Raw genomic sequence first — 21204 nt, 5'->3', positions numbered from 1 at the left:
CGACCATTCGAGGATCTTGGCTGGTACCTCCGACTCTCAGCCACCAGTGCTATCGGCCTCAGAGAAGAGTTTCTGGAGTGGCAGAAGCGGCATTGGCTTCTCAGTGGATTCCTTGGGCCGATGGGATGATCAGGCGCGGCTGGAGTCAGCCCTGCAGGAAATCACTCGACTCGGATTCGACACGATTCGCACCTGGGACACCAATGCCTACACGGGTCGGATCCTTGAAGCTATCAGTGACCTGGGCCTCAACCTGAAAGTTCAAGCAGGCATTTATCTCCGCAAAGATAGCGATGCGGAGCAGAAGATTGTCTCTGCCTTGCAAACAATCAACTCCCACCCTGACCTGGTCATCGGAGTCAGCCTAGGGAATGAACAACTGGCCGACTGGAACAATACGGGCTTAACGGTTGCCGATGTGATTCAACACGTTAATTTTTTCAGAGAGTTCAGCGATATTCCGCTGACGTATAATTTTTCGGGAGAAACGCTTCGCGGTAACAGTAGCTTTTGGGCTCAGAATGGCGAAGAGTTGTTGAGAAAGCTTGACTATATTAACGTTCACTCCTATGCAGGCTTTTTTGATAATCGCTGGAACCCAGAGTGGACTCCAGGCAGGCAGCTTGAAGTGCTGAAGTTGGACGAGGCTTTGTTTCGCAAGACTCTCGATAACTTTGGCTTGCATAGCACCCCTCTCATTCTCGGTGAGACCGGGTGGCAAAGCGTTGGAGGTGCCCAAAGTGTTACCAATGCTGAGAATATGGAAACTTACTTTCAGAGCGCGAGGGACTATATTCAAGGAGATCTGGCACGCTTTGATGCCATGTTTTACTTTAACTTGAGTGATGAATCCTGGAAGGGTGGCGATAATCATTGGGGTTTGTTTGAAGAAGGAGGAAGTGACAGTCTTGGAGCGGCGAAGTTTGACATTGATCTCGACGTGGTACCTGAGAGCCAGTTACTGCTGGTTGCGGATTCCGGCTCAGCACGCCTGCTTGTGGATGACACCACAGGACTCGCCTTCATCCAGCAGAACGCTTCTGATCAGCCCCTTCTGATTCGCCGCAACGATTCTTACTGGCAGGGGGATATTCCACTCCAGCGCGGCGATGCCGCACTTGTTTCCGCTGCCGTTGATGCAGACGGACAGCTCCGCGTTCTCGATCGCGGGCCTTGGGGCGACTTCAGCTGGATTCTCGATCCCTCTGGTCTGTTCATCGGAGAAGACGCTCCAGGTGTGCTTTCAGTACCGGAAACAGAAGCGCTCTTTCAGATTGACCTCGACGCAGACGGGATCATCCCTGCTCCCCCCAGCCCCGAGTCAGATGCACAAGACGAACGCGATCTCCGTGTGGTTGCGGATTCCGGCTCAGCACGCCTGCTTGTGGATGACACCACAGGACTCGCTTTCATCCAGCAGAACGCTTCTGATCAGCCCCTTCTGATTCGCCGCAACGATTCTTACTGGCAGGGGGATATTCCACTCCAGCGCGACGATGCCGCACTTGTTTCCGCTGCCGTTGATGCAGACGGACAGCTCCGCGTTCTCGATCGCGGGCCTTGGGGCGACTTCAGCTGGATTCTCGATCCCTCTGGTCTGTTCATCGGAGAAGACGCTCCAGGTGTGCTTTCAGTACCGGAAACAGAAGCGCTCTTTCAGATTGACCTCGACGCAGACGGGATCATCCCTGCTCCCCCCAGCCCCGAGTCAGATGCACAAGACGAACGCGATCTCCGTGTGGTTGCGGATTCCGGCTCAGCACGCCTGCTTGTGGATGACACCACAGGACTCGCTTTCATCCAGCAGAACGCTTCTGATCAGCCCCTTCTGATTCGCCGCAACGATTCTTACTGGCAGGGGGATATTCCACTCCAGCGCGGCGATGCCGCACTTGTTTCCGCTGCCGTTGATGCAGACGGACAGCTCCGCGTTCTCGATCGCGGGCCTTGGGGCGACTTCAGCTGGATTCTCGATCCCTCTGGTCTGTTCATCGGAGAAGACGCTCCAGGTGTGCTTTCAGTACCGGAAACAGAAGCGCTCTTTCAGATTGACCTCGACGCAGACGGGATCATCCCTGCTCCCCGCAGCCCCGAGTCAGATGCACAAGACGAACTCAACAGCAACACAGTCAGCGCTTTTGAAGCGACCGGATTCAACCAGGGTGAATTTGTTTCAACAATCGCCTTCAGCCACCGGGCGACAGTTGATCCGATTGTTGCGCCTGGAAACACAAAGTTCATGCATGCCCATGACTTTTTCGCAAATCCAACAACCGGCGCGTCGTCCACGGTGGCATCCCTGATGGATGCTTCCGACACAGCGGCAATTCCGATCAATAACATCTCCACCTATTGGACACCTAGTCTGATTGATGAGGGCTCCGACGGCGTTGGCGGTGAACAGACCTATGTCACTCCTAAGGCAACATCCATCGCTTACTACAGCGTCCTGAAGCCGAACGAACCCAGTGAGCTCGTGAACATGCCTATCGGCCTGAAAATGATCGCTGGTTCGGCTCGCCCTCAGAATCGCCAGTCGAGGGCCCAGGTGTTCTGGAACTACATCGGCGAATTAGCTTCCTATGACCACATCCCCCTTGGCGATGAATGGCGAGATCTACCTTTGCAGGCAGTGATCATTTTTCCGGAATACTGGACTGGTCAATCCCTGGATAGCCCCGACCACAAAAGCCATGTCGCCTACGGAGATGGATCTGGGGTTGGCCCCAATGAACATCCTTTGCTGATTCCCCAGCTTCAACTCCAAATTCACTACGGCAGAATCAACAACAATCTTCACCTAGTTAGTTCCGACTACATGTCATTGCCAGAAGCAGGCGGTGACCTGGATCTGAGGTTGCAACGCGGCAATCCAGATGATCTCAGTTTCCGAAACGGTGAATCGGGATTTGCGCCGGGATGGAGCATGCATGCTGATCAGATCCATCTTCCGTGGGAAGAGGTTGCACCGAATGGTGAAACGGTGGATGGCTTCGCCAGACGCGAAACTGATGCACTCATGCTGCCATTGTTCGCTGGAACGGACGGCAACTCTGTGCGAATTATCCCAACAGGTATCCAACAACCCTATTCGGCGGAGCGTTCTCCTATGCCGATGCTTGGTAGCCCTGATAATGACGTTCTGACTGGCAGCAGCTCTGATGACCGACTGGAATCACTGGAAGGAGATGACATCCTGATTGGAGGTGGAGGTGCCGACCGCTTGGTTGGAGGTGATGGTGCCGATCGGTTTGTGATTGAGTCAATCAATGAATCTACTGTGCTCCGCCCCGATGTGCTCGTCGGTTTCGCCCCTGAAGATCGCCTGGATCTGAGAGGTCTGAATCTCCAGCGCGACGATCTCATTCTCCAATCCACTGGCCCAAGCTCCTGGCTCTTGACAGCATCAGACACTGATCTAGGCATCCTGATCCGTACCGATTCAATCACCTTCGAACAGATCATGATTGATTGAGGTCAACCCCAGAGGAGCTCCACCAGCTCTCAGGAGGGAAAAAAGCGGCTTCTCAGGTGGTTTTTCCGCAAACTCTTAAGTTCCTTACAGACTTGTAGCAAGTCCTGGGCATTCGCCAGATCAGAGAGAATGGGGGCACTCCGAACAAGCCCCTGGAGTGGCCAGGCCCCCGCAGCTCTCTGCTGCTCCAGTCACTCCTTACCTGCCACTCAGAGGCAGCGTTCAGAGGATCGGAACCAGGCTGCAGTGTCATGCAGACACCAAGATTAAATTGGCAAGCCGTTATTTTCGGGTTTGTCAGCACTGAATAGATTCGATCCTCAATGCCCTCATCGGCTTTTGCAACTTCAACACAGAGGACGATGTGCAGACCCGATCTGAATCAGATTCTTGCCAGGGATTGGCCTGCACTGCCCGTTGACCTCGAAAACCCGGGAGCCGCAGAACGAACTCGACGCCGTCGCCTGCTGGCGCAATGGTGCACCATCCAGTAGTATCACGATGTCGTTATGCCGTTGATCAATGGCTGCCGCTCTCGGGGCGTGTCGGGCGCCTGAGCAGCGGCTCACCGGCTTGATCCTGCTGCGCCAGATCGGCCTGCAGCGGCGGCACCCTTGCCACCCCCCAGCGATGACCACCTCCGCCCCCCACCTGCGCGAAGACCTGCTGACGCCGCGCTTCTACACCACCGAAATCGAGAAGGCAGCCCGCACCGATCTGGACAACCAGCGTCCGGCTTTCGAGGCGATGCTGGCCCAGATGGAGGCCGACTACAACCGCGATCACTTCGATCGACGCGTGCCACTGGGTCGGCTGCGGGACCTCAGCCTCGAGGAAAAGGGTGCCTACGAGAGCTATCTGGTGCGCTCGTGCGTGTCGGAGTTCTCGGGCTTCCTGCTGTTCAAGGAACTATCCCGGCGCCTGTTCCAGGCCGGCCGCAACGACCTGGGCCGCCTGTTCCAACTCATGGCCCGCGATGAGGCCCGCCATGCGGGCTTTCTCAATCGCGCCCTGGTGGCCGAGGGCATCCAGCTGGATCTGCCCAAGTTGAGCACCAACCGGCCGATCACCTGGTTCCCGCTCAGCTGGGTGCTCTATTCGGTGTTCCTGTCCGAGTATCCGTTCAGGGGCCGTTACGCAGCAGCGCAGCATTCCACCCTTGATCGTTGATCAACGAGCAACCACAGACACCACGATCGATGACGGCCGGCTCAGGGATTCGGCAACATTGATGGCATCTCACCGCCGCGATGATGGGCGATCAAGGCCTGCTCCAGGAACTGCCAGATATCACGGCCCTGTTGCCGCAGGCTGGTGGTGACCGTGAGCAACCTGCTGCGGCAGATTGCACCCTGGCGGGATTGGACGCCATGGCTGATCTTGCGCTGAATCACCGAATGGCGCAGGGCACGCTCGGCTGCGTTGTTGGTGGGCTCGATCCCTTCAATCTCCAGGAAGGTCCAGAGGCCATCGCTCACTTGCAGCAACTGATGGCAGGTACGCACCGTCTTGGCCCACGGCGTTCGCTCGCCGCGCTGGCAGCCCAGCTCCACAACCCGATGCAGCGTGCCCACAAACGCCTGGCGGATCGGCCGACAGCCCTGCTGCAACGTGGACCAGTCGATCGTTCCGTCTTTGTAGCGGTGCCACTGGGCAAACAGCTGCTGCTGCAGGCCCAGCAGCTCCGCTCCAATCTCACCGCTGGCGCCCTGACGGTCAGCGATGGCAGTGAGATCGCGGATCACGTGCGCCCAGCACAGCTGGCGCTGCTCCAGCGGGAGATGGTTGTAGGCGGAGAAGCGGTCGCTCACCACAATTCCGCCAAAGGCATTCCCGAGCAGGTCGATCGCGGCGGCAGCCGAGCGGCTCAGGCTCTGCAAGAACACTGTCACCCCCATGGCGGTCACCATGACCCACTCCCAGCCGCGCCGGCCATCGGGGTTGCCCCCATCGGCATTACCGGTGGGGGCACCGGTTTCATCGACATAGACCACCGACTGCTGACGGGCAAACGCAAGGGCCTCCTGCATGGGCTGCTCCAGTGCTGCACTCAAGCGCTGGCGGATAGTGGCCATCGCTCCCCGGCTGATCTGTACCCCCAGCAGCTGATCCAGCAGCGCCTGGGTCTTGCTGAAACTCAACGGGAAGGCACTACCCAGCAGACCCACCAGAGCACTGAGCCGGGGACCGTAATGGCTTACTTCCACCTCCGCCGGTAACGAGGCACAGGTGCTGGTGGAACAGCAGGGGCAGACCAGGCGGTGCAGCCGGTGCTCGATCACCAGAGGCGTGATCGGTGGAATCTCGATCACCTGGTGCCTCAAGGGCTCGGGATCCTGACCCTGTAGCAACGTGCCGCAGCGGCGGCAGGCCTGGGGGTGGTGCTCGACCACCTCATCCACCCGCTCGATCGGCAGCAGCTCCGGCCCAGATCCGGGATGGCCCGGCTGGCCGCCGCGCTTGCGGCCACTGCCCTTGCGTCGTTCGGGCGGCTTAAACCCCTGGCCATCACTGGAGGGAGGCTTGGAAGAATTGCGGGAGCTGCGGCCGATCCGCTCGCGCAGATGGGCCAGTTCGGTCGCCAGGGCGGTGAGCTGGATGCGGAGCTGCTCGATCTCCTGTTGCTGCCTCTGGCACTGACTGACCAGCTCAAGAAATCCAGCCTTCACTCCCACCGGGGTGGCGGCCCAATCGGCTTCTGAAATCCCGGCCGGTGGGGTGGTCATCGCAAGGAGTCTCTTACTGAGATGCAACCAGGAATCAAGCCACCGTCAAGGGTTCAGCAAGCCCGATGTTCGTTGCGAGCTGCCCCCAGTGTCAGCAAACGAACCAGTACGCGCGTACGCCCTCGCGCCCGAAACACCCACGGCCAAGCCAGAGCGCCCTTGCCACTCTGGTCATGAGGACATCGGGCCATGGCCGATGACATCTTTGGAGGCCTGACCCCGAAAGCAAACGTGGCCTGGGATTCGAATTGCGCTCCCTGCCCTGGCGACGGCTCGACTGACCAATGAGTTAGTCGGCCGATCCCGATTAGGAATTTGCTGATTTTAGTGCGCGAATCCTGCCTGATGCCCTCCCGATCACCTAGTGAGTCCTTAAGCCATGGGAGAACCAATTTCAGCAGGCAAGCGCCGAGCTCGTCTGAAAGTCATTAACCCTCGTTCCGCTGGAATTGATGTCGGCAGTAGATTCCACGTTGTTGCTGTTCCTGTCGAGCTTGATCCGAATCCCGTCCGCAAGTTTTCAAGCTTCACAAAGGATCTAATCGCACTCGCCGAATGGCTGCTGGCAGTTGGAATTAGCACCATTGCCATGGAGTCCACTGGAATCTACTGGGTTCCGCTTTACGAGATTCTCTCTGGCAAAGGCATTGACGTCTTTCTTGTTAATGCCAGGCACGCCAAGAATGTTCCGGGCCGCAAGACGGATATCAACGATGCACAATGGCTTCAGCAGCTCCACAGCTACGGCCTGGTGAGAGCAAGCTTTCGTCCAGACCAAAAAATCACAGAACTACGCTCATATCTGCGGCAGCGTGATCAACTTGTTCGATACCGCTCGTCTCATCAGCAACACATCCAGAAGGCGCTGATGCTTATGAATCTTCAGCTTCATCATGTTGTCAGAGATATCAGCGGACTAACCGGTAGGCGAATCATCGATGCCATACTTTCAGGTGAGAGGGACCCCGAAAGACTCGCTTCTCTCCGAGACAGACGCTGCAAGGAGAGCGCGGCAACAATTGCGGCTGCTCTTGAGGGGAACTACCAAGACGATCACTTGTTCTCTTTGAAGATCGCAGTTGAGCTCTTTGACACCTATTCAGAGAAGATCAGGGCCTGCGAGCTTGCGGCACAATCATTGATGACAGAGCTTGCCGGCTCGGACTATCAAGATCCAGGCAGTCAACCTGGGGATTGGAAGATATGCGGACATGGCTTTGCATTTAACCCAACCCACCTAATTCAAGCCTTGTCAGGCCACAATCTTCTAAGGCTTCCGGGATTAGGACCAACAACAGTTCTCACGCTCATTAGTGAGTGTGGGTTGGACATGAAGCGCTGGCCCAGTGCCCAGCATTTTGTGTCATGGCTGGGACTCAGTCCTCAGAACAGGATCTCAGGGGGAAAGGTACTTTCTTCACGAACACGACAGGGCACTACGCGAGCAGGTAGTGCCTTTTGGATGGCTGCCGTACCGCTGGGAAGAACGAATACTGCACTGGGTGCTTTTCAACGTCGTCTGGCAGCACGTGCCGGAAAGAGTAAAGCATTAATTGCTACTGCCCGAAAGCTTGCCATTCTTTACTACAAGACGCTCCGTGATGGTTTGGTATATCAGGATCCCGGTGCTGCCGCATATCAGGAGGAATCAAGGGATCGTCAGATTCGTGGTCTCCAGCGACGCGCCATTGCCCTTGGTTTTCAACTTGTTGCCTCTGCTTGAGGTGTGGTCAGTCAGCCGAGATCCCTGTTGGCCGTTGGTGTTTCTTAGGAAGAAGTCCGCTCGGTTTGACCCGTCCACCTGGGGGCCCAACCGACGACTATGCAACCGCCCTATGACGCCGCTCTGCGGGAAGCCGTCCGCCTGCGGATGAGCCCTCCGAACCTTGAGAGCGTGGCTGAGATCGCCCGCGACACCGGGATCACGGCGCAGACCATCTACAACTGGCGGAGCCAGTGGCAGAAGCAGGGCCAGCTGGTGCCTGCCACGAACCGGCCGCCGGAGCAGTGGAGCGCTGCCGACAAGCTGGCAGCCGTGATCCAGGCCGCAGGACTGAACGGAAGCGAGCTCGGGTCGTTCTGCAGGGAGCGGGGGCTGTACCCCAAGCAGGTTGCCCGTTGGCGCCAGGCCGCCGAGGATGCCAATGGCCCCAGCGCGCCGAGCATGGCTGATCAGCGGGAACTGCAACGCAAGAATCAGGAACTGGTCCGGCGGAATCGCCAGCTGGAGCGTGAATTGCAGAAGAAAGAAAAAGCACTGACAGAAGCGGCGACGTTGTTGATGCTCTCAAAAAAGTTCAACCAGATCTTTCAACCGGACGAGGATCCTTGATTCCGTCTGGCGATCGCGGTGCGATCGTCGCGCTTCTACAGGAAGGCATCAGTCGTGGCCTTTCGGCCAAGGCCATTGCTGATCTTTTCGGCCTGGCGACACGCACGCTGAGGCGATGGGGCTTGATGATTCGGACCCAGGGATTCAGCTGCGATCAACGCAAGGGAGCGTCCAGGCATGTCATGCATCGTTTCAGCGAGGAGGAGCGCCAACAGGTGTTGTCCACTGTCAACGATCCACGCTTTGCCGATCTCACGCCTGGTCAGATCGTGGCGATCCTTGCCGAGGAGGGAGTCTACGTGGGATCGGAGTCAACGATTTACCGCATCATGCGCCAGGAAGGCCTGTTAAATCATCGCGGCAGGAGCCGCCCACCGCGGGAGCCAAGAGAGCCACCCGTGCTGGAGGCAACGGGCATCCATCAAGTGCTGGCCTGGGATATCACCCTGTTGCCGGGGCCTGTGAAGGGTCAATTCTACTACCTTTATATGGTGATGGATGTGTGGAGCCGGCGCATCCTTGGCGTTGAGGTGCACGATCGTGAATGCGGCGAACTGGCCAAGCACTTCTTTGATCGTGTCTGCCGTGATGAAGGGATCAGCTCGGGGTCGACCACGATCCTGCACGCCGATAACGGAGCACCCATGCGCTCCTACACCTTGGCCGCCAAGCTGGCCGAGCTCGGCATCTCCCTGTCATTCTCGCGGCCGCGGGTGAGCAATGACAACGCCTACGTTGAGTCATGGTTCCGAACCATGAAATATCACCAGAGCTATCCAGTGCGTCGTTTCCGGGATCTTCTCTCAGTGCGTGCCTGGGTCGATGGTTTTGTTGACTGGTACAACGCTGAGCATCGTCACAGCGGCATCAAGTATGTGACGCCCAATCAACGTCACTACGGAGAAGCTGACGCGATCTGCAGAGTCCGTCAGCAGACCTATGAGCAGGCGCGTGCGCAACATCCACGCCGCTGGGCCAGGCCACCTCGCGATTGGGCTCAGCCAACAGTCGTGCGGGTCAACCATCCCAGACCGCAGGACACTGTCGCTGCTTGAAGATCAGAAACCCAGGCCCCAGGGGGTTGTGGTTGGACCGCCCGCAAGAGGCGGGCCGGCCTCAGCCTCCGACCGGGGGCCGGCCGCTCAAGCCTGCGCTCCTGATCAACGCGCGATGACGATCAACATCCGATCTCGAAGCCCATGATCCTCCATCCGGAGTAGGCTTTCTGAGGTACTCAGATCAGTACCCTGAGCGGACATCTTTGCTGATAGGCGCCGCTGTCCCGACTCCTGAACGGGTACAAATCAAGTTCGTTCTCGTACTTGCGAGCGGAGCGATCTGTCGAAATGCTGACCAGGTTCTTGAATATCTCGACCTGATCACGCTTGAAATGCCGCTCGGTCTCGTCGAGTACGACAATCCAGCCGCAATGGAGCTGATGTGGTTTCTCGGCCAGGCTTTTCAGAGGGACTTGGTTGAACGCCGTCCAAGGGTGCTGTCCTGAGCCGTTAGGGGCTTCGGGCGTCAGCATCTCAAGGAACCGGCTCTGAGGTGGTCTGGCTTTTCTGGACAGGCCCCATCGTTAACCTCTGAGGCGGGGTACCGCCCCTGAAAGGGGCTCCCACCGATGAGCAAGCGCCGCACCCACAGCCCCGAGTTCAAGGCCAGGGTCGCCATGGAGGCGATCAGTGGCCGCAAGACGATCCAGGAGATCGCCGCCGACCACGCCATCCACCCGATCCAGGTGAGCCAGTGGAAGCGGCAGCTCCTGGACGGTGCCAGCGAGCTCTTCACCCGAGGCAAGAAGACCAAGGACAAGGAGGAGGGGCAGGCCAAGGAGGCGGAGCTGTTCCAGCAGATCGGACGGCTGCAGATGGAGCTGGAGTGGCTCAAAAAAAAGTCTCAACTGCTCTGATGCCCGTGAACTGCGCAAGCTGGTCGATCACGACCACCCCGAGCTCAGCATCAGCAGGCAGTGTGCGCTGCTGGGGCTGCCTCGATCCACGCTGTACTACCGGCCGACACCGGTCCGTGTATCGACGCTGCGGATCATGGCCAGGATCGATGCTCTCTACCTGGAGGATCCCTGCAGCGGCAGCCGCCGGATGGTGGACTATCTGGCCCAAGATGGTATCCCGATCAGCCGAGATCGAGTGCGAAACCTCATGCGGCGCATGGGATTACGGGCGATCTACCAGAAGCCCCGGACGACGGTTCCAGGTGATCCGTCCGTGCGGTTCCCCTGCCTGGTGGACCTCACGCAGGTCACGTCGGTGGATCAGGTCTGGGCGACCGACATCACCTACATCCCTCTGCAGAAAGGGTTCCTCTATCTGGTGGCGATCATGGATCTCCATTCCAGGCATGTGCTCAGCTGGAGGCTCTCCAACAGCCTTGACACGAAGTTCTGTCTGGAGGCCCTGGAGATGGCCTTGGGAGGCGGCCGTAGGCCAGAGATCTTCCACTCCGATCAAGGCTGTCAGTTCACGTCCGCTGACTTTGTGGCCAGACTCAAAGGGGAGCGGATCCAGATCAGCTGGTCCGGCAGAAAGCGGTGCTACGACAACATCCTTGTTGAACGGCTGTGGAGGACTGTCAAGTACGAGGAGGTCTACCTACGGGCATACAGCGATGGCTGGGACGCTGAAATCAGCCTGGCCCGCTTCCTGTGGCGGTATTGCCATGTAAGACCTCACAGTTCCCTTGGAGGCAAAACTCCCCACGCGGTCTACACTGAGGCCGAACCATGTTCCACCCGTCCTGGGTTAACGATGTCAGGGGCCGGAACTGTCCAATAAAAGGCACCCACCTCACTCTTGCCGATAGCTTGCTCGCCGACGAGGATCGGCATCCATTGCATTGTGCAGCCTGGCTCGAAGATCCTGGCGACGGCGGCAACTAGGAACCGCTCCATCACAACATCAGCCAATGCTCTGCCATTGCTGAGTTGTGGATTTTGTGTCGGCTCCTCTGGCAGGCCGAGAATCTCGCTGGCTAGCTTGTCAAAGCATGGCCACGGCTCGATTGTTTTTGCACATTCGTTTAAGTACTCGACGACAGGGTGGTAGGCCCTGAGTCGTCCCTTAAAACGAGCTGCATCTGTGACGGCTGTCTTGGGTGGAAAACGGCGCAGGGATGGGTGCACCGCGATCCGGATGTAGACTGTGGTGATGTCTTCAATCTCGATCGTCTTCTCGTTTTCGATGTATTCATATCGCTGGGTCAGTAGATTTAGTCTCAGGCCTGGGTAGAATTGATCGATTAGAAAATTGATTTGCATGGCTTCGCTGGGCGCTCGGCCCAGCCCTTGTCCGCCTTGATGATGTCCTTGTTGGGGTAGTGGACGCTCATCGTCTGGATCTTCGTCTATGTCAAAGTCATCTCCTAAGAGTTTGCTGAAAAAGCCCCGAGGCCGTCATGGCTTGAGCCTGACCTTTGGGCGCAGCGCCCGTGAACACTGGGCTCGAAGTCAGGCGTTCCCGGGCTGAATGGCCTTTGACGGGGTTTTTCAGCAAACTCTTAAGCCTGCATGGCTCTTGGCTTGCTCTCGAGTCTACGTTTTTGTTGATCTTCAAGAACAAGGATGAGAGCTCATGAACGTTCTCTGGTTTCTGCTGGTGGGGGTCATTGCCGGTTGGCTCGCTGGTGTCCTGGTCAAAGGCGGTGGCTTCGGCCTGATCGGTGATCTGGTTGTCGGCATCATCGGGGCCCTGATCGGTGGCCTGCTCTTCAGCGGTCTGGGTGGTGTCTTCGGAGGGGGTGTGCTGGGGAGCATCGTGGTGGCCACGCTCGGCGCCGTGATCCTTCTGGTGGTGCTGCGGGTGATCAGGCGCGCCTGAAGGGCGAGGCTCCATATAAAACCCCTGGGGCTGATTAGACCCAGGGGTTGAGCATGCTGATGACTCAGTTGCAGTCGCTTCGCTTGGTGTAGGTGATCGACTGATAACGGCCGTCGGTGGTGCGAATCGTCACGCAGTTGTTCGTGGAGGGCTGCTCCCAGTAGGTGAAGGAACTGTCGGCCAGCTTGGTGCCACCGCGGTAGGTGTAGCCCTTCGATGTCAGGGTTCCTTCGGCCTGCCCCCCCCTGGCGCCCACCAGCGATTGCAGATCGGACACCGGAGCGCCCTCCCGGGCCGGCTCGGTCGTAGTGATGGGCTTGCCGGAGATCAGACCGCCGATCAGGGCGCCCACCGCGGCACCCAAGAGCGTGCTGGAATCAGCCTTCTGGCTGGAATCATCGAATCGGGCGTCGGGGTTCTCGACACGGTCGAGCCGAACGGAGAGCTTGCGGGGTTCCCCGTCGTTCCAGCTGAACACCTCATAGTCCGACTGGGCGATGTGACTGACGCTGCGAATTCCGTCGTAGGTCTGCACACTCAGCGCCTGCACATTAGGACCCGAGAAGCTGAACTCCGTGCCGTCATCGAGCTCCACGACATAGGCATCGGTGTTACCTGCCTTTTTGTGCTTGAAGGTGCAGTGTCCATTGAAGGCTGCGTAGCCACCGCTCATGAGCTTGCAACGGCCCTGGGCCCTGACCAGCACCTCGGCCATGGCCGCCGGGGCGAAGGGGGCGGACATGCCCGCCAGCAGAAGGCCAGCGCCGAGGGCTGCAGAGGTTTGACGAAAGCTGCGAACCATAGTTAATACGGAAAGAGAAATTCTGATTAGACCGCCTGATTGTGACAGGAAGCGTATGAGGCATAGCACACGCTTCAGGGATAGGCCATGCTGATTGTACCATTTGCTCACCGTCTTGCCCCTTGGTTCCCCTGATCAAACCGAACAGCGTCAGCGCGGCCAGCAGCGGACAGATCAGCTGCTGATCCACCCGTATGTTGGTCTTAGGCGTGCGTAGCTGCACCAGGGCCTCCCACCAGGCGGCATACACTCCCCAGGCCAGGGAGGCCACAACAGGGGGCGGGCTGACGGCCCGCTGACGGCACCGGAGAAGCGCAGCAGGGACCAGCCAGCAAGCAGGACCAGGGCCAAAATCAGAATGTGGCCGGGTTGTCCGACCAGGAATTCAGCGAGGAGGGCCACCGTTCACTACCGAGGGCTCCTACAGGAGCGTCAGAGTTTCCTTACCTAGAACAGAATACCGCCACAAGCGAGAAGGCACTGATGCAGCTGCCCATCCTTGACCAGGAACGAGCTGATGAACGTTGCCTGGGCGGCCAGGCTCTCATCCAGGCTGGGAGGTGGGCGGAGGGCCCCGGTGACAGCCCAGCGATCACTGCTCTTCTGGAGAGCTGCTTCCCCACCCCAGCGGAGGCCAGTCTGGTAATGGCACTGCGCCAAGCCGGGCGGCTCACGGTGTCCCTCGTCGCTACAGATCAGGAACAGTTCGTTGGCCATGTGGCCTTCTCGCCGGGCAGCACGACGGCGGGACCTACCGGCGTTGGTCTGGCTCCACTGGCCGTGGCATCAACCTACCGCTGCCAGGGTATTGGCGCCCAGCTGGGGCGAGCAGGGCTGGACGTTGCCAGCCAAATGAGGCACACCTGGGCTGTAATGTTGGGTGAGCCCGGCTACAATGAGGGTGAGAAGGCCGATCTCGGCGGCTTCCCGCTTGGTGCAGGCGCCGCTGACCTGCATCGAATCGTGCATCAGCTAGTCGTCGATGACGATGTTCGTGCGCATGGGCGGCCTCCCTGATGTGTAGAGAGTAGTTTTGTCATAAACATTTTGCTTGCTCGCGCTGGCGGCCAGCTTGCGCGCCAGCGCAAGGGCCCCTTCGGAGGGCATGAAGCGGGGCCTTTTGACGTGACGGCCGGGAGCGGCCGTAGTGATGGGTGATGCGCTTCTCCATCCCGATTCCATGGGCAGCTGCAAAGGCCAGGTCAGAGAACCCGGCCAGGGCAAGCAAATGCAGGGGCGATGACTTACTCCCCGTCCCCCAGGAAGATCAGCGAGTCCCGGTTCACCCACAGCACCCGGCCGCTCTGGCCTGGGTAGCCCACCCGGCACCAGGTGCCCTGGCTGTTTGAGGTGCACGCCAGCTTGTCGAGCGTTTCCCCCGACACCCCCATCCCCGCGATCGCGGCGCCGTAGTTGGGCTTGGCGTACAGGGTCACCGTGGGCTGACCATGGCCGCTGAGTTTCACCTTGCTGTGGGCCTGGTGATCCACGGCCGCTGCGGGCCGACTCTTGACGTTGGAGACGGCGATTCTGTTGCCGTCGCCGTTCTGCTCGCTGAGCGTGAAGCTGTGGTGGCCGCTCATCAGCCAGATGCGGCCCTGCTCATCACGCATGCGGCGGTTGTCGGTGGTGGGTGGACCGGCCGGCACGAAGCGATAGATGGCACTGCCGCTGAAGCTGATCTCAAATCCCCCGTTACCCCAGGGCTTCACCTGACAGGTCTGCTTGCTGTCGTTCATCCAGCAGTCCAGCGCCTGGGCGGCCGTGGCAGGACGCACCAGGGAGGCCCCGGCGATGACACTCGCGCTGACAGCAGCGATGGCGAGGAAGCGGCGGTGGAGCATGCGGGAGCAAAGGAAAGCCAATCGATTATCCAGGTGGGTGTAGCAATCCCCCACCACCAGCAGGCCATGACACACCCGGACATCCCTGCCCTGGAGGCCCTCAGCCGCGACTACAGCGAGACGCCCCGGCGGGTGCTGTTTGTGCTGGGTTCCGGGAAGAACCCAGCGGTGGAGGTGTTTGAGGCTGCAGCGCAGCAGCGCTCCACCAGCATCGATCCCCAGCACCTGGCGGAGATGGCCGCCGGCAGGCGCCGCTCGCTGACGCTCTGCACCCCGATGCAGATGGTGCCTGAGATCGTGCGCTCGCTTGCCCGCAGCAATGTGGCCGTGTACCAGGTGCAGCTGCTGGAGGAGTGAGCCCAGACTCACTCCATCGTGCGCACGGGGGTGGTGCACCAACGGCTGCGGCCGATGCCGGCAGCACTCTGGAAGCGATCGTCGCGGAAGTCCGCTCGGCCGCTTCTGGGCTCAATGCGGGCCACCCGCCAGAGCTCCTGCTCGCAGTTGATCGTGACGGTGATGCGGGTGCCGTCGGAGGCGTTGATGCGCACGAAGCGCACACCGTCGTAGAGGCCCAGGGGCTGGCCGCCCGCTGCCTGAAGCAGCACCGCCAGGTTGCTGCCGGCCGGGGCTGCCCATGCGGCAGCCGGGTGGCTGACAAGGCAGCCGGCGATGGCCGTGAGCAGCAGGGGGAGCCGGGAGAACAGGCTGGTCATGGGGAAGAGGCGCGGCGACTCGGAACAGCAGCATCCAGCATGACAATGTGTCTGGGGAAAATGCGTCTGGAGAAAAGCCTCACGATGCGCACCTGTCTCCACCTGCTGCTGGCCGTCTCCCTGGTGCCGCTGCCGGCACCAGCAGCGGAGGTCTGCACCCCATCAGAAAGCACCGTGGCCGAAACCCGCTGCGTGATGGAAGCCCTCCAAGCCAAGGATCGGGAGCTGGAGAAGGCCTTGGTGCGGGTGGCCAGCGAGGCCAGGCAAGTGCCCAGCGAAACCTTCCAGACGCTCTGGCGCGACAACCTCACCGGCTTCTACAAGACGAGTGCCGACCCAAACGAGCAGGCGCGTGCTTTCCGAGCCGAACGCCGCAAGGTGTGCGCCTACGCCAAGTCGGTGAGCTTTCAGGGGACGGGCTACGGCATCTTCACGACGCGCTGTGAGCTGGCGCTCACCCAGACCCTGCTGGAGCAGCTGCGGCCATGAAACGCACGCTCATCCGCCTATCGCTGTTGCTGCTCGCTGGTTCAATGGCCTGCTGGGTCGCCTATCGGCTGATCGGCGTACATGTAGATGCAGATGGCATCCTGCGGGAGGCCTTTCCTCTGATCCCTATCGGTTATGTTCTGGGCTTAGGTGGCGTTGGGGCTGGGATCGCTGGCCTGCTGTGGAGAGAGCCAGCAAGAGGCAGGTGATGCAGATGTCAGGCATTTAACGACCTCAATATGTAATCCCACATAAGCCCTTGGTGTCTTAATCTAAATCCAGATCTCCTCCATCACTCGGTACATATTGCCGCCGAGGAACTTGCCGCAATCCTGTTCCGAGTAGCCTTTCTCCAGCATTTTGTCCACCAGTGCGGCAACGATCTGATACGGCGCCGGTGTGGGTACGCCCTTGGCGCCCATCGCCGCGCTGTAACCGCCATCGGGAAACACGGCCGCACCCGCCGGGGTCTGAATCAGCGAAGCAGTGAGGTTGACATTGGGAATGAAGTCCGAACCAAAACCAACATGATCGATGCCTACGAGGTTTGCCATGTAGTCGATATGACGAAATAGAGCATCGGTAGTCACGATATCCGGATTGGTCTTGTCCATGAAGGCGCCGACCATATTGATCGAGCACACACCACCACTCTTCGCAATCGCCTTGATCACCGTATCAGAGAGACTGCGCTGGTAGTCTGCAATTGCCAATGCTCCCGAATGCGATGAGATCACGGGTTTGCTGCTGCGTTCAATCGCATCGAGTGATGTCCGCTCACCGGTGTGGCTGACATCAACAATCATGCCGTAGCGGTTGTAAGCATCGATCAACTGTTTGCCATACGCAGTCAGGCCACCGTTGGCGGTCTCAAAACAACCATCACCGACGGCATTCCGCTGGTTATAAGCGAGCAGGCAATATCCATAGCCCAGTTGCCGCCATAACCCGACCATATCCACATCGCCAGCAAACAATGCCGTGCCCTGATGGGTGAAGAACAGGCCGAGCTTGTTTTCTTTGATGGCGGTATCGATATCATTGGTCGTGCGCACAATTTTGTATTTGTCGGGTTTCTCGCTGATCTTGTTCAAATAGAACATCAGTGACTGCGCGACACCCTTGATCGAAGAATCCAGCGAATCTGCCGATGGGCAGCATGCCAGCACCTTGAAACCCGCTGCCTTGCAACGCTCCATTTCGTCGTGAAATTCCGGTGCCTGCGGGCTAGACCACTGACTCGGCCAGACGCCAGAAAACAGGGTATCCATCGTGATGGATGCCTTCACAATTTTCTTCGCCCTGTTTGTCGCAGAATATTTGTGCAATCGTTGGGGGATCTTCGAGTAATCGATGATATTAAGTTTAGGCGTGCTGACCGAGGAATTGGTTGGCGGGATGTCAGCGGCTGATGCGTTGTTGGAGCCGAGGATTAGAGTGGATGATGCCCCTCCCCCTATAAGAGCGAGCGTCTGCAGGAACTCACGCCTGGTGGAATCGCATGCCGGTGGCGAATAACCTATAACATCAAGTCCCGTGTCGATTATGGCCAGCTCCTTGGAACCATTACGTTCTTGATTGTTTCTTATTTTGTCTCTCATTTGAGATATACCTCATGTGTTTATTGGTGTCCAACGATTATGGATAGATCGTGCGCAGCCACGATCTTATCCGAAGTTGAACAAGCCTGCAGTTCTGGGGCCCAGGGGCTTACTGCAGAAACATCTGGCCGTTTTCCACACTGGCTTTATCTTCTGCCATGGGTAGAAACACCTGTCCTGCCTGAACCAGAGCTGTGATGACTGGTTCCTGCTCAGCTTAGGGGCGCAGTCCAGCCTCCAGGCCAGTTCTCTCCTTCTGAACCAGCCTGGATGGGGCAAGCAGGGCTATGGGCAGGCTTATCTTGCGCTCCTTCCTTGAGCGTTTAGCTGAGCAGTGGTCTCATGCCTCGCACACGAACAGCGAGGACTTCCATCACGCCGCCGCACTGGGGACACAGCACCGCTGGCTTGTGGCTCGGCTCAGTGCGATCGGGCAACACGACCCTCAGCAGGAGTTGCACCAACTGGATGAGGCGCTTGCCGTTGGCATGCAGCAGGCCAAAATCACGTACACGCCGAAACCGCCTTGGTAGTACATGCCGCAGCAGCAACCAGAGGAAGTCACCACCTGAGATGGTCTGGATGATTTCCTTTCCCGCATTGTCCTTGGTGCGGAATGTCACCATTCCATCCTCGTCAGAGAGAATGTTCTTCTCCGGCAGCACACCACGGTACAGGTAGCGGCCAAGATAAATCAGTGCCTTCTCGCCACGGCCTACTGATTTGCAGTGCACCACCCACTCTCGTGGGATCGTGCTTTTCACCTGCAGGCCCAACTGCCGCATCCCCTCAAACCATTTCGCACGGAATACCCTGGCAAGGCTGGCCTCAGGAAACAGATAGCCCTTGGCCTTGCTGCGCCATTCCCTTCTTTGCTCATGAATCGCACCTGCAGGCACAATCAGATGCACGTGGGGATGGTAGTCAAGCCGGCGGTTGTGCGTGTGCAGCACTGCGTGCGCTCCGATCTTTCCCCTGAGCTTTGGATCACGGCGAGCAAAGGAATCGATCGTTTGCCAGCACGTTCTCAGCAGCAGATCATAGGTTGCTCTTTGATGCTGCCAGAACACCGGCCTCAGCTCAGCCGGTACCGTGAAGGTGATCAGGAAATACTCCACCGGCAGCAGCTTGGCTCGTTGTCGTTCAATCCACTGCTGGCTTTCATGATGCTGGCAATGGGGGCAACTGCGATGGCCGCAGGAATGGGGGATCTTGACACTGTGCTCACAATTGGAACATTGCAGCACCATCAGGTCGCTGCCTTGACGGCGGCAGCGTCGCATCGCCTGCAGGGCCTGGCGATGACTTGGCAGTAGCTGAGGGCCATGAAGGCGCTCCAGGTCTCCCTGGTAGCGCTCCACCAAGTGAGAGAGAAGCATCATGACTCCTCCGCCCAGCGCAGCTGGAAGCCATTCAGCAGTGTTTCAATGCGATTCCCGGTGTGATCGCGCACCACCTGGGTGATGTGGGCGTAGCGGGCCGTGGTGTTGCTATGGCTGTGGCCGAGCAGGGACTGGATCAGGCGCAGGTCCATCCCCTGCTCCAGCAGGTGGGTGGCATAGGCATGGCGTAGTGAGTGCACCGTGAGCCGCTTCTCGATCCCACACTCCAGGCGGGCTGCTCTGAGAGCTGCCTGCACGCCGCTGGCATCCATCGGTGCACTGGTGATCCGCACGATGATCTGGCTGCCGGCCGGACTGGGAAAGAGCAGCCGCGGATGGCGGTGGGTCGTCCAGAAGCGACGCATGGCCTGCAGCGTCAGCACCGGTATCGGCACGTAGCGATCCTTGCCGCCCTTGCCATCGCGGATGTGCACGCGCCGCTGGCTGCCATCAATGTCCGCCACCTCCAGCGCCAGGCCCTCGCCGATTCGCAGGCCAAGGCTGTAGACCACCAGCAGAAATATCCGGTAGCGCAACTTGCGCACCGTGTTGATCAGCCGATGCACTTCCTCGCGGGTGGGAACATCAGGCAGACTGCGCACACGTGGCGGGCGGATGATCTTGATCCATTCCATCTCGCGATCAAGAACATAGCGGTGGAAGAACTGCAGACTGCAGAGATCAACCTTGATCGTGCTCCACGAATACTGCTCCAACAAGGCAGCGAAGTACCCTTTCAAGTCATCAGGGCTGAGATCATCGGGGCAACGGTCGAAGTGGCCAGCCACACGACGCAACGTTCGGCTGTAGCTGTCAATCGTCTTGCTGCGTAAGCCGTGCAGCCTCATCGCTTTTGCGTTAGCGTCAAAGAGGCGATCAAAGCGCTCCTGTTCGGTACTATTCATTGAGCTGGCTTCCCGTTGGGAAGATGAAGGGAATCAGCGCATCAGTAGATGCGCATCCCTCAGTGTCCTCCCGGAATCAGTCGCCAGCCGCAACCCAGCGGGGACTGCTCAGCTCTCGCCCTGAGCATCACCCTGTGTCATCCCCGCAAGGCGCAGAGCCTTGAATCGACAAAAGTTGACTATGATTATTCTTGTAATCTGCCGCGAAGCGGCTTAGTTCAACAGAATTTCGAAGGGTCCGGTATCGACCTCCTGTCCAGCCCTTGTAGCCGCATAAGAACCCACAGTCTCCCAAGGCGAGAGCTGAAATCCCTTGCAGGATAAGATCTTTTCCGACCTTGCACCATCTGTGACGGGAACTTAGCTGGATCCGCGAACAAAATGTTTGCTTCGCTACAAGCGGTTTGCTGGCCTCGTTGCCCTACAGGGTCACGCTTCAGTCGATGCGTGGCAAGCGAATGCTGATGCGTCAGACAACTGGCCTGCTTGCTGATCTCTGAGCACAGCATTGCTCATTGCATCGCCTTCTGGATTAGGAATGGGTCGATGGGGGGCGGCCACCCGATCGGATCGTTCCTTCCAAGTGCCATGGGCCAACCATGGAACCGATCCACCATGCAAGTGCGTCACTGCGGACATTGACTACCGCCTAGGTTCTGTCAGGCTCAGGGCCAACGGCACCGTCGATGCGGGATTCGCTTGTGGCGTGACCCTTGACCGCGTTCGATCGTCACCCGGGTGCGGGGGCAGCCGAAGGTTTTGGCCACCAAAGCGATCGGCTCTGCCACTGACGCGGTCGGCAACGGCTCTCCCATCGCTTCCGGGTGGCTCACTTCTGATGTCGGCGCTGGCTCAGTTATCGATGCAAGCTACCATAGGCAGGTCCCACTATGACGCTTGAAATGCATAAAATAGTCGGGCCCCTGCGCAGAGCGTCGATCTATGGCCTGGTCAGTTACGCGGGGCTTGTGTTGATTAACAACTCTGAGCTGGATCTGCCCAACATGTGGATCGCCTATCTGCCGATGTTCATCGGCGTCTATGTGTTGACCCAGTGGTTGGACAGGAAGTTTGGGGGCTGAGCCACCTTCCC

Annotated in this window: 21 protein-coding genes and 1 pseudogene; 13 read left to right on the top strand and 9 right to left on the bottom strand. The window is 58.8% G+C overall.

Translation table 11 applies throughout. From position 1 onward, the window contains the following. Positions 1 to 112 precede the first annotated feature (112 nt). Entirely contained in the window at positions 113 to 3475 is a 3363-nt protein-coding gene (locus tag H8F24_RS01615; protein ID WP_231598020.1) for a DUF1996 domain-containing protein, read from the top strand. A gap of 630 nt (positions 3476 to 4105) precedes the next feature. Continuing rightward, positions 4106 to 4591 (top strand): annotated as a pseudogene (locus tag H8F24_RS01610) (ferritin family protein); the annotation flags it as partial. A 95-nt stretch (positions 4592 to 4686) separates the two neighbouring features. Here the strand turns inward: H8F24_RS01610 and H8F24_RS01605 are convergent. After that, positions 4687 to 6201: an IS66 family transposase gene (locus H8F24_RS01605; protein WP_197170666.1), complete on the bottom strand. Its 1515-nt coding sequence runs from the start codon at positions 6199 to 6201 to the stop codon at positions 4687 to 4689. Positions 6202 to 6580: 379 nt separating this feature from the next. Between H8F24_RS01605 and H8F24_RS01600 the strand changes: the two genes are divergently transcribed. The 3 genes from H8F24_RS01600 to H8F24_RS01595 all read left to right on the top strand — a co-directional run bounded on the left by H8F24_RS01600 (position 6581) and on the right by H8F24_RS01595 (position 9588). Further along, positions 6581 to 7924, top strand: a complete 1344-nt coding sequence (locus H8F24_RS01600) for an IS110 family transposase (RefSeq protein WP_231597702.1) — start codon at positions 6581 to 6583, stop codon at positions 7922 to 7924. Between the two features lie 99 nt (positions 7925 to 8023). Beyond that, a complete protein-coding gene (locus H8F24_RS18950; protein ID WP_197157219.1) occupies positions 8024 to 8533 on the top strand; it encodes a transposase in 510 nt (169 codons plus the stop codon). Beyond that, entirely contained in the window at positions 8530 to 9588 is a 1059-nt protein-coding gene (locus H8F24_RS01595; protein WP_231597781.1) for an IS3 family transposase, read from the top strand. The genes H8F24_RS18950 and H8F24_RS01595 overlap by 4 nt, the downstream gene beginning before the upstream one ends. A gap of 179 nt (positions 9589 to 9767) precedes the next feature. Here H8F24_RS01595 and H8F24_RS01590 read toward each other — a convergent pair whose 3' ends face one another. Next, entirely contained in the window at positions 9768 to 10064 is a 297-nt protein-coding gene (locus H8F24_RS01590) for a hypothetical protein (RefSeq protein ID WP_197170665.1), read from the bottom strand. Positions 10065 to 10160: 96 nt separating this feature from the next. On the opposite strand from H8F24_RS01590, the gene H8F24_RS18945 reads away from it, so the two are divergent. Together H8F24_RS18945 and H8F24_RS01585 are read left to right on the top strand one after the other, a co-directional pair. Continuing rightward, complete coding sequence (locus H8F24_RS18945) at positions 10161 to 10448, top strand: transposase (RefSeq protein WP_231597691.1); 288 nt, start codon at positions 10161 to 10163, stop codon at positions 10446 to 10448. Between the two features lie 10 nt (positions 10449 to 10458). Continuing rightward, positions 10459 to 11331 (top strand): IS3 family transposase, encoded by an 873-nt coding sequence (locus H8F24_RS01585; RefSeq protein WP_231598222.1) that lies wholly within the window; start codon positions 10459 to 10461, stop codon positions 11329 to 11331. Here H8F24_RS01585 and H8F24_RS01580 read toward each other — a convergent pair. Further along, a complete protein-coding gene (locus H8F24_RS01580; protein WP_197170664.1) occupies positions 11262 to 11813 on the bottom strand; it encodes a VapE domain-containing protein in 552 nt (183 codons plus the stop codon). The two genes, H8F24_RS01585 and H8F24_RS01580, sit on opposite strands and share 70 nt — an antisense overlap. 313 nt (positions 11814 to 12126) lie before the next feature. Here H8F24_RS01580 and H8F24_RS01575 point away from each other — a divergent pair, with 313 nt between their 5' ends. Beyond that, positions 12127 to 12372 carry a GlsB/YeaQ/YmgE family stress response membrane protein gene (locus tag H8F24_RS01575; RefSeq protein ID WP_197158768.1) on the top strand — a complete coding sequence of 82 codons (246 nt, stop codon included), beginning with the start codon at positions 12127 to 12129 and terminating at the stop codon, positions 12370 to 12372. Between the two features lie 64 nt (positions 12373 to 12436). Here H8F24_RS01575 and H8F24_RS01570 read toward each other — a convergent pair whose 3' ends face one another. Beyond that, complete coding sequence (locus tag H8F24_RS01570; protein ID WP_231598019.1) at positions 12437 to 13114, bottom strand: hypothetical protein; 678 nt, start codon at positions 13112 to 13114, stop codon at positions 12437 to 12439. Between the two features lie 543 nt (positions 13115 to 13657). Here H8F24_RS01570 and H8F24_RS20050 point away from each other — a divergent pair. Next, the gene (locus H8F24_RS20050) at positions 13658 to 14191 is read left to right on the top strand and encodes a GNAT family N-acetyltransferase (protein ID WP_197170663.1); all 534 of its coding nucleotides are present in this window, start codon (positions 13658 to 13660) and stop codon (positions 14189 to 14191) included. A gap of 227 nt (positions 14192 to 14418) precedes the next feature. Here H8F24_RS20050 and H8F24_RS01560 read toward each other — a convergent pair whose 3' ends face one another. Next, the gene (locus H8F24_RS01560) at positions 14419 to 15018 is read right to left on the bottom strand and encodes a hypothetical protein (RefSeq protein WP_197170662.1); all 600 of its coding nucleotides are present in this window, start codon (positions 15016 to 15018) and stop codon (positions 14419 to 14421) included. A 66-nt stretch (positions 15019 to 15084) separates the two neighbouring features. Here H8F24_RS01560 and H8F24_RS01555 point away from each other — a divergent pair, with 66 nt between their 5' ends. Next, positions 15085 to 15375 carry a hypothetical protein gene (locus tag H8F24_RS01555; protein ID WP_197170661.1) on the top strand — a complete coding sequence of 97 codons (291 nt, stop codon included), beginning with the start codon at positions 15085 to 15087 and terminating at the stop codon, positions 15373 to 15375. Between the two features lie 8 nt (positions 15376 to 15383). On the opposite strand, the gene H8F24_RS01550 is transcribed toward H8F24_RS01555, so the two are convergent. Continuing rightward, positions 15384 to 15734: a hypothetical protein gene (locus tag H8F24_RS01550; protein ID WP_197170660.1), complete on the bottom strand. Its 351-nt coding sequence runs from the start codon at positions 15732 to 15734 to the stop codon at positions 15384 to 15386. Positions 15735 to 15818: 84 nt separating this feature from the next. On the opposite strand from H8F24_RS01550, the gene H8F24_RS01545 reads away from it, so the two are divergent. Together H8F24_RS01545 and H8F24_RS01540 are read left to right on the top strand one after the other, a co-directional pair. Then, the gene (locus H8F24_RS01545) at positions 15819 to 16223 is read left to right on the top strand and encodes a lysozyme inhibitor LprI family protein (RefSeq protein WP_197170659.1); all 405 of its coding nucleotides are present in this window, start codon (positions 15819 to 15821) and stop codon (positions 16221 to 16223) included. Next, a complete protein-coding gene (locus H8F24_RS01540; protein WP_197170658.1) occupies positions 16220 to 16432 on the top strand; it encodes a DUF3955 domain-containing protein in 213 nt (70 codons plus the stop codon). The genes H8F24_RS01545 and H8F24_RS01540 overlap by 4 nt, the downstream gene beginning before the upstream one ends. 63 nt (positions 16433 to 16495) lie before the next feature. On the opposite strand, the gene H8F24_RS01535 is transcribed toward H8F24_RS01540, so the two are convergent. The 3 genes from H8F24_RS01535 to H8F24_RS01525 all read right to left on the bottom strand — a co-directional run bounded on the left by H8F24_RS01535 (position 16496) and on the right by H8F24_RS01525 (position 20054). After that, a complete protein-coding gene (locus H8F24_RS01535) occupies positions 16496 to 17824 on the bottom strand; it encodes a dipeptidase (RefSeq protein WP_197170657.1) in 1329 nt (442 codons plus the stop codon). A 323-nt stretch (positions 17825 to 18147) separates the two neighbouring features. Continuing rightward, entirely contained in the window at positions 18148 to 19203 is a 1056-nt protein-coding gene (locus tag H8F24_RS01530; protein ID WP_231598018.1) for a transposase, read from the bottom strand. Continuing rightward, positions 19203 to 20054 carry a site-specific integrase gene (locus tag H8F24_RS01525; RefSeq protein ID WP_231598017.1) on the bottom strand — a complete coding sequence of 284 codons (852 nt, stop codon included), beginning with the start codon at positions 20052 to 20054 and terminating at the stop codon, positions 19203 to 19205. The genes H8F24_RS01530 and H8F24_RS01525 overlap by 1 nt, the downstream gene beginning before the upstream one ends. A gap of 959 nt (positions 20055 to 21013) precedes the next feature. Here H8F24_RS01525 and H8F24_RS01520 point away from each other — a divergent pair. Further along, positions 21014 to 21193, top strand: coding sequence for a hypothetical protein (locus tag H8F24_RS01520; RefSeq protein WP_197171904.1), 180 nt, complete (start codon positions 21014 to 21016; stop codon positions 21191 to 21193). The last annotated feature ends 11 nt before the right edge of the window (positions 21194 to 21204 follow it).

The organism is Synechococcus sp. CBW1002 (assembly GCF_015840915.1).
Taxonomy (GTDB): domain Bacteria; phylum Cyanobacteriota; class Cyanobacteriia; order PCC-6307; family Cyanobiaceae; genus CBW1002.
This window is presented reverse-complemented; position numbering and strand designations above follow the sequence as displayed.

Bases quoted from the DNA above. Each gene is read 5' to 3' on its own strand.
- H8F24_RS01605 (WP_197170666.1), bottom strand. From the start codon at position 6,201: ATGACCACCCCACCGGCCGGGATTTCAGAAGCCGATTGGGCCGCCACC.
- H8F24_RS01600 (WP_231597702.1), top strand. From the start codon at position 6,581: ATGGGAGAACCAATTTCAGCAGGCAAGCGCCGAGCTCGTCTGAAAGTC.
- H8F24_RS18950 (WP_197157219.1), top strand. From the start codon at position 8,024: ATGCAACCGCCCTATGACGCCGCTCTGCGGGAAGCCGTCCGCCTGCGG.
- H8F24_RS01590 (WP_197170665.1), bottom strand. From the start codon at position 10,064: ATGCTGACGCCCGAAGCCCCTAACGGCTCAGGACAGCACCCTTGGACG.
- H8F24_RS18945 (WP_231597691.1), top strand. From the start codon at position 10,161: ATGAGCAAGCGCCGCACCCACAGCCCCGAGTTCAAGGCCAGGGTCGCC.
- H8F24_RS01580 (WP_197170664.1), bottom strand. From the start codon at position 11,813: ATGCAAATCAATTTTCTAATCGATCAATTCTACCCAGGCCTGAGACTA.
- H8F24_RS01575 (WP_197158768.1), top strand. From the start codon at position 12,127: ATGAACGTTCTCTGGTTTCTGCTGGTGGGGGTCATTGCCGGTTGGCTC.
- H8F24_RS01570 (WP_231598019.1), bottom strand. From the start codon at position 13,114: ATGTCCGCCCCCTTCGCCCCGGCGGCCATGGCCGAGGTGCTGGTCAGG.
- H8F24_RS20050 (WP_197170663.1), top strand. From the start codon at position 13,658: ATGCAGCTGCCCATCCTTGACCAGGAACGAGCTGATGAACGTTGCCTG.
- H8F24_RS01560 (WP_197170662.1), bottom strand. From the start codon at position 15,018: ATGCTCCACCGCCGCTTCCTCGCCATCGCTGCTGTCAGCGCGAGTGTC.
- H8F24_RS01555 (WP_197170661.1), top strand. From the start codon at position 15,085: ATGACACACCCGGACATCCCTGCCCTGGAGGCCCTCAGCCGCGACTAC.
- H8F24_RS01550 (WP_197170660.1), bottom strand. From the start codon at position 15,734: ATGACCAGCCTGTTCTCCCGGCTCCCCCTGCTGCTCACGGCCATCGCC.
- H8F24_RS01545 (WP_197170659.1), top strand. From the start codon at position 15,819: ATGCGCACCTGTCTCCACCTGCTGCTGGCCGTCTCCCTGGTGCCGCTG.
- H8F24_RS01540 (WP_197170658.1), top strand. From the start codon at position 16,220: ATGAAACGCACGCTCATCCGCCTATCGCTGTTGCTGCTCGCTGGTTCA.
- H8F24_RS01535 (WP_197170657.1), bottom strand. From the start codon at position 17,824: ATGAGAGACAAAATAAGAAACAATCAAGAACGTAATGGTTCCAAGGAG.
- H8F24_RS01530 (WP_231598018.1), bottom strand. From the start codon at position 19,203: ATGCTTCTCTCTCACTTGGTGGAGCGCTACCAGGGAGACCTGGAGCGC.
- H8F24_RS01525 (WP_231598017.1), bottom strand. From the start codon at position 20,054: ATGAGGCTGCACGGCTTACGCAGCAAGACGATTGACAGCTACAGCCGA.
- H8F24_RS01520 (WP_197171904.1), top strand. From the start codon at position 21,014: ATGCATAAAATAGTCGGGCCCCTGCGCAGAGCGTCGATCTATGGCCTG.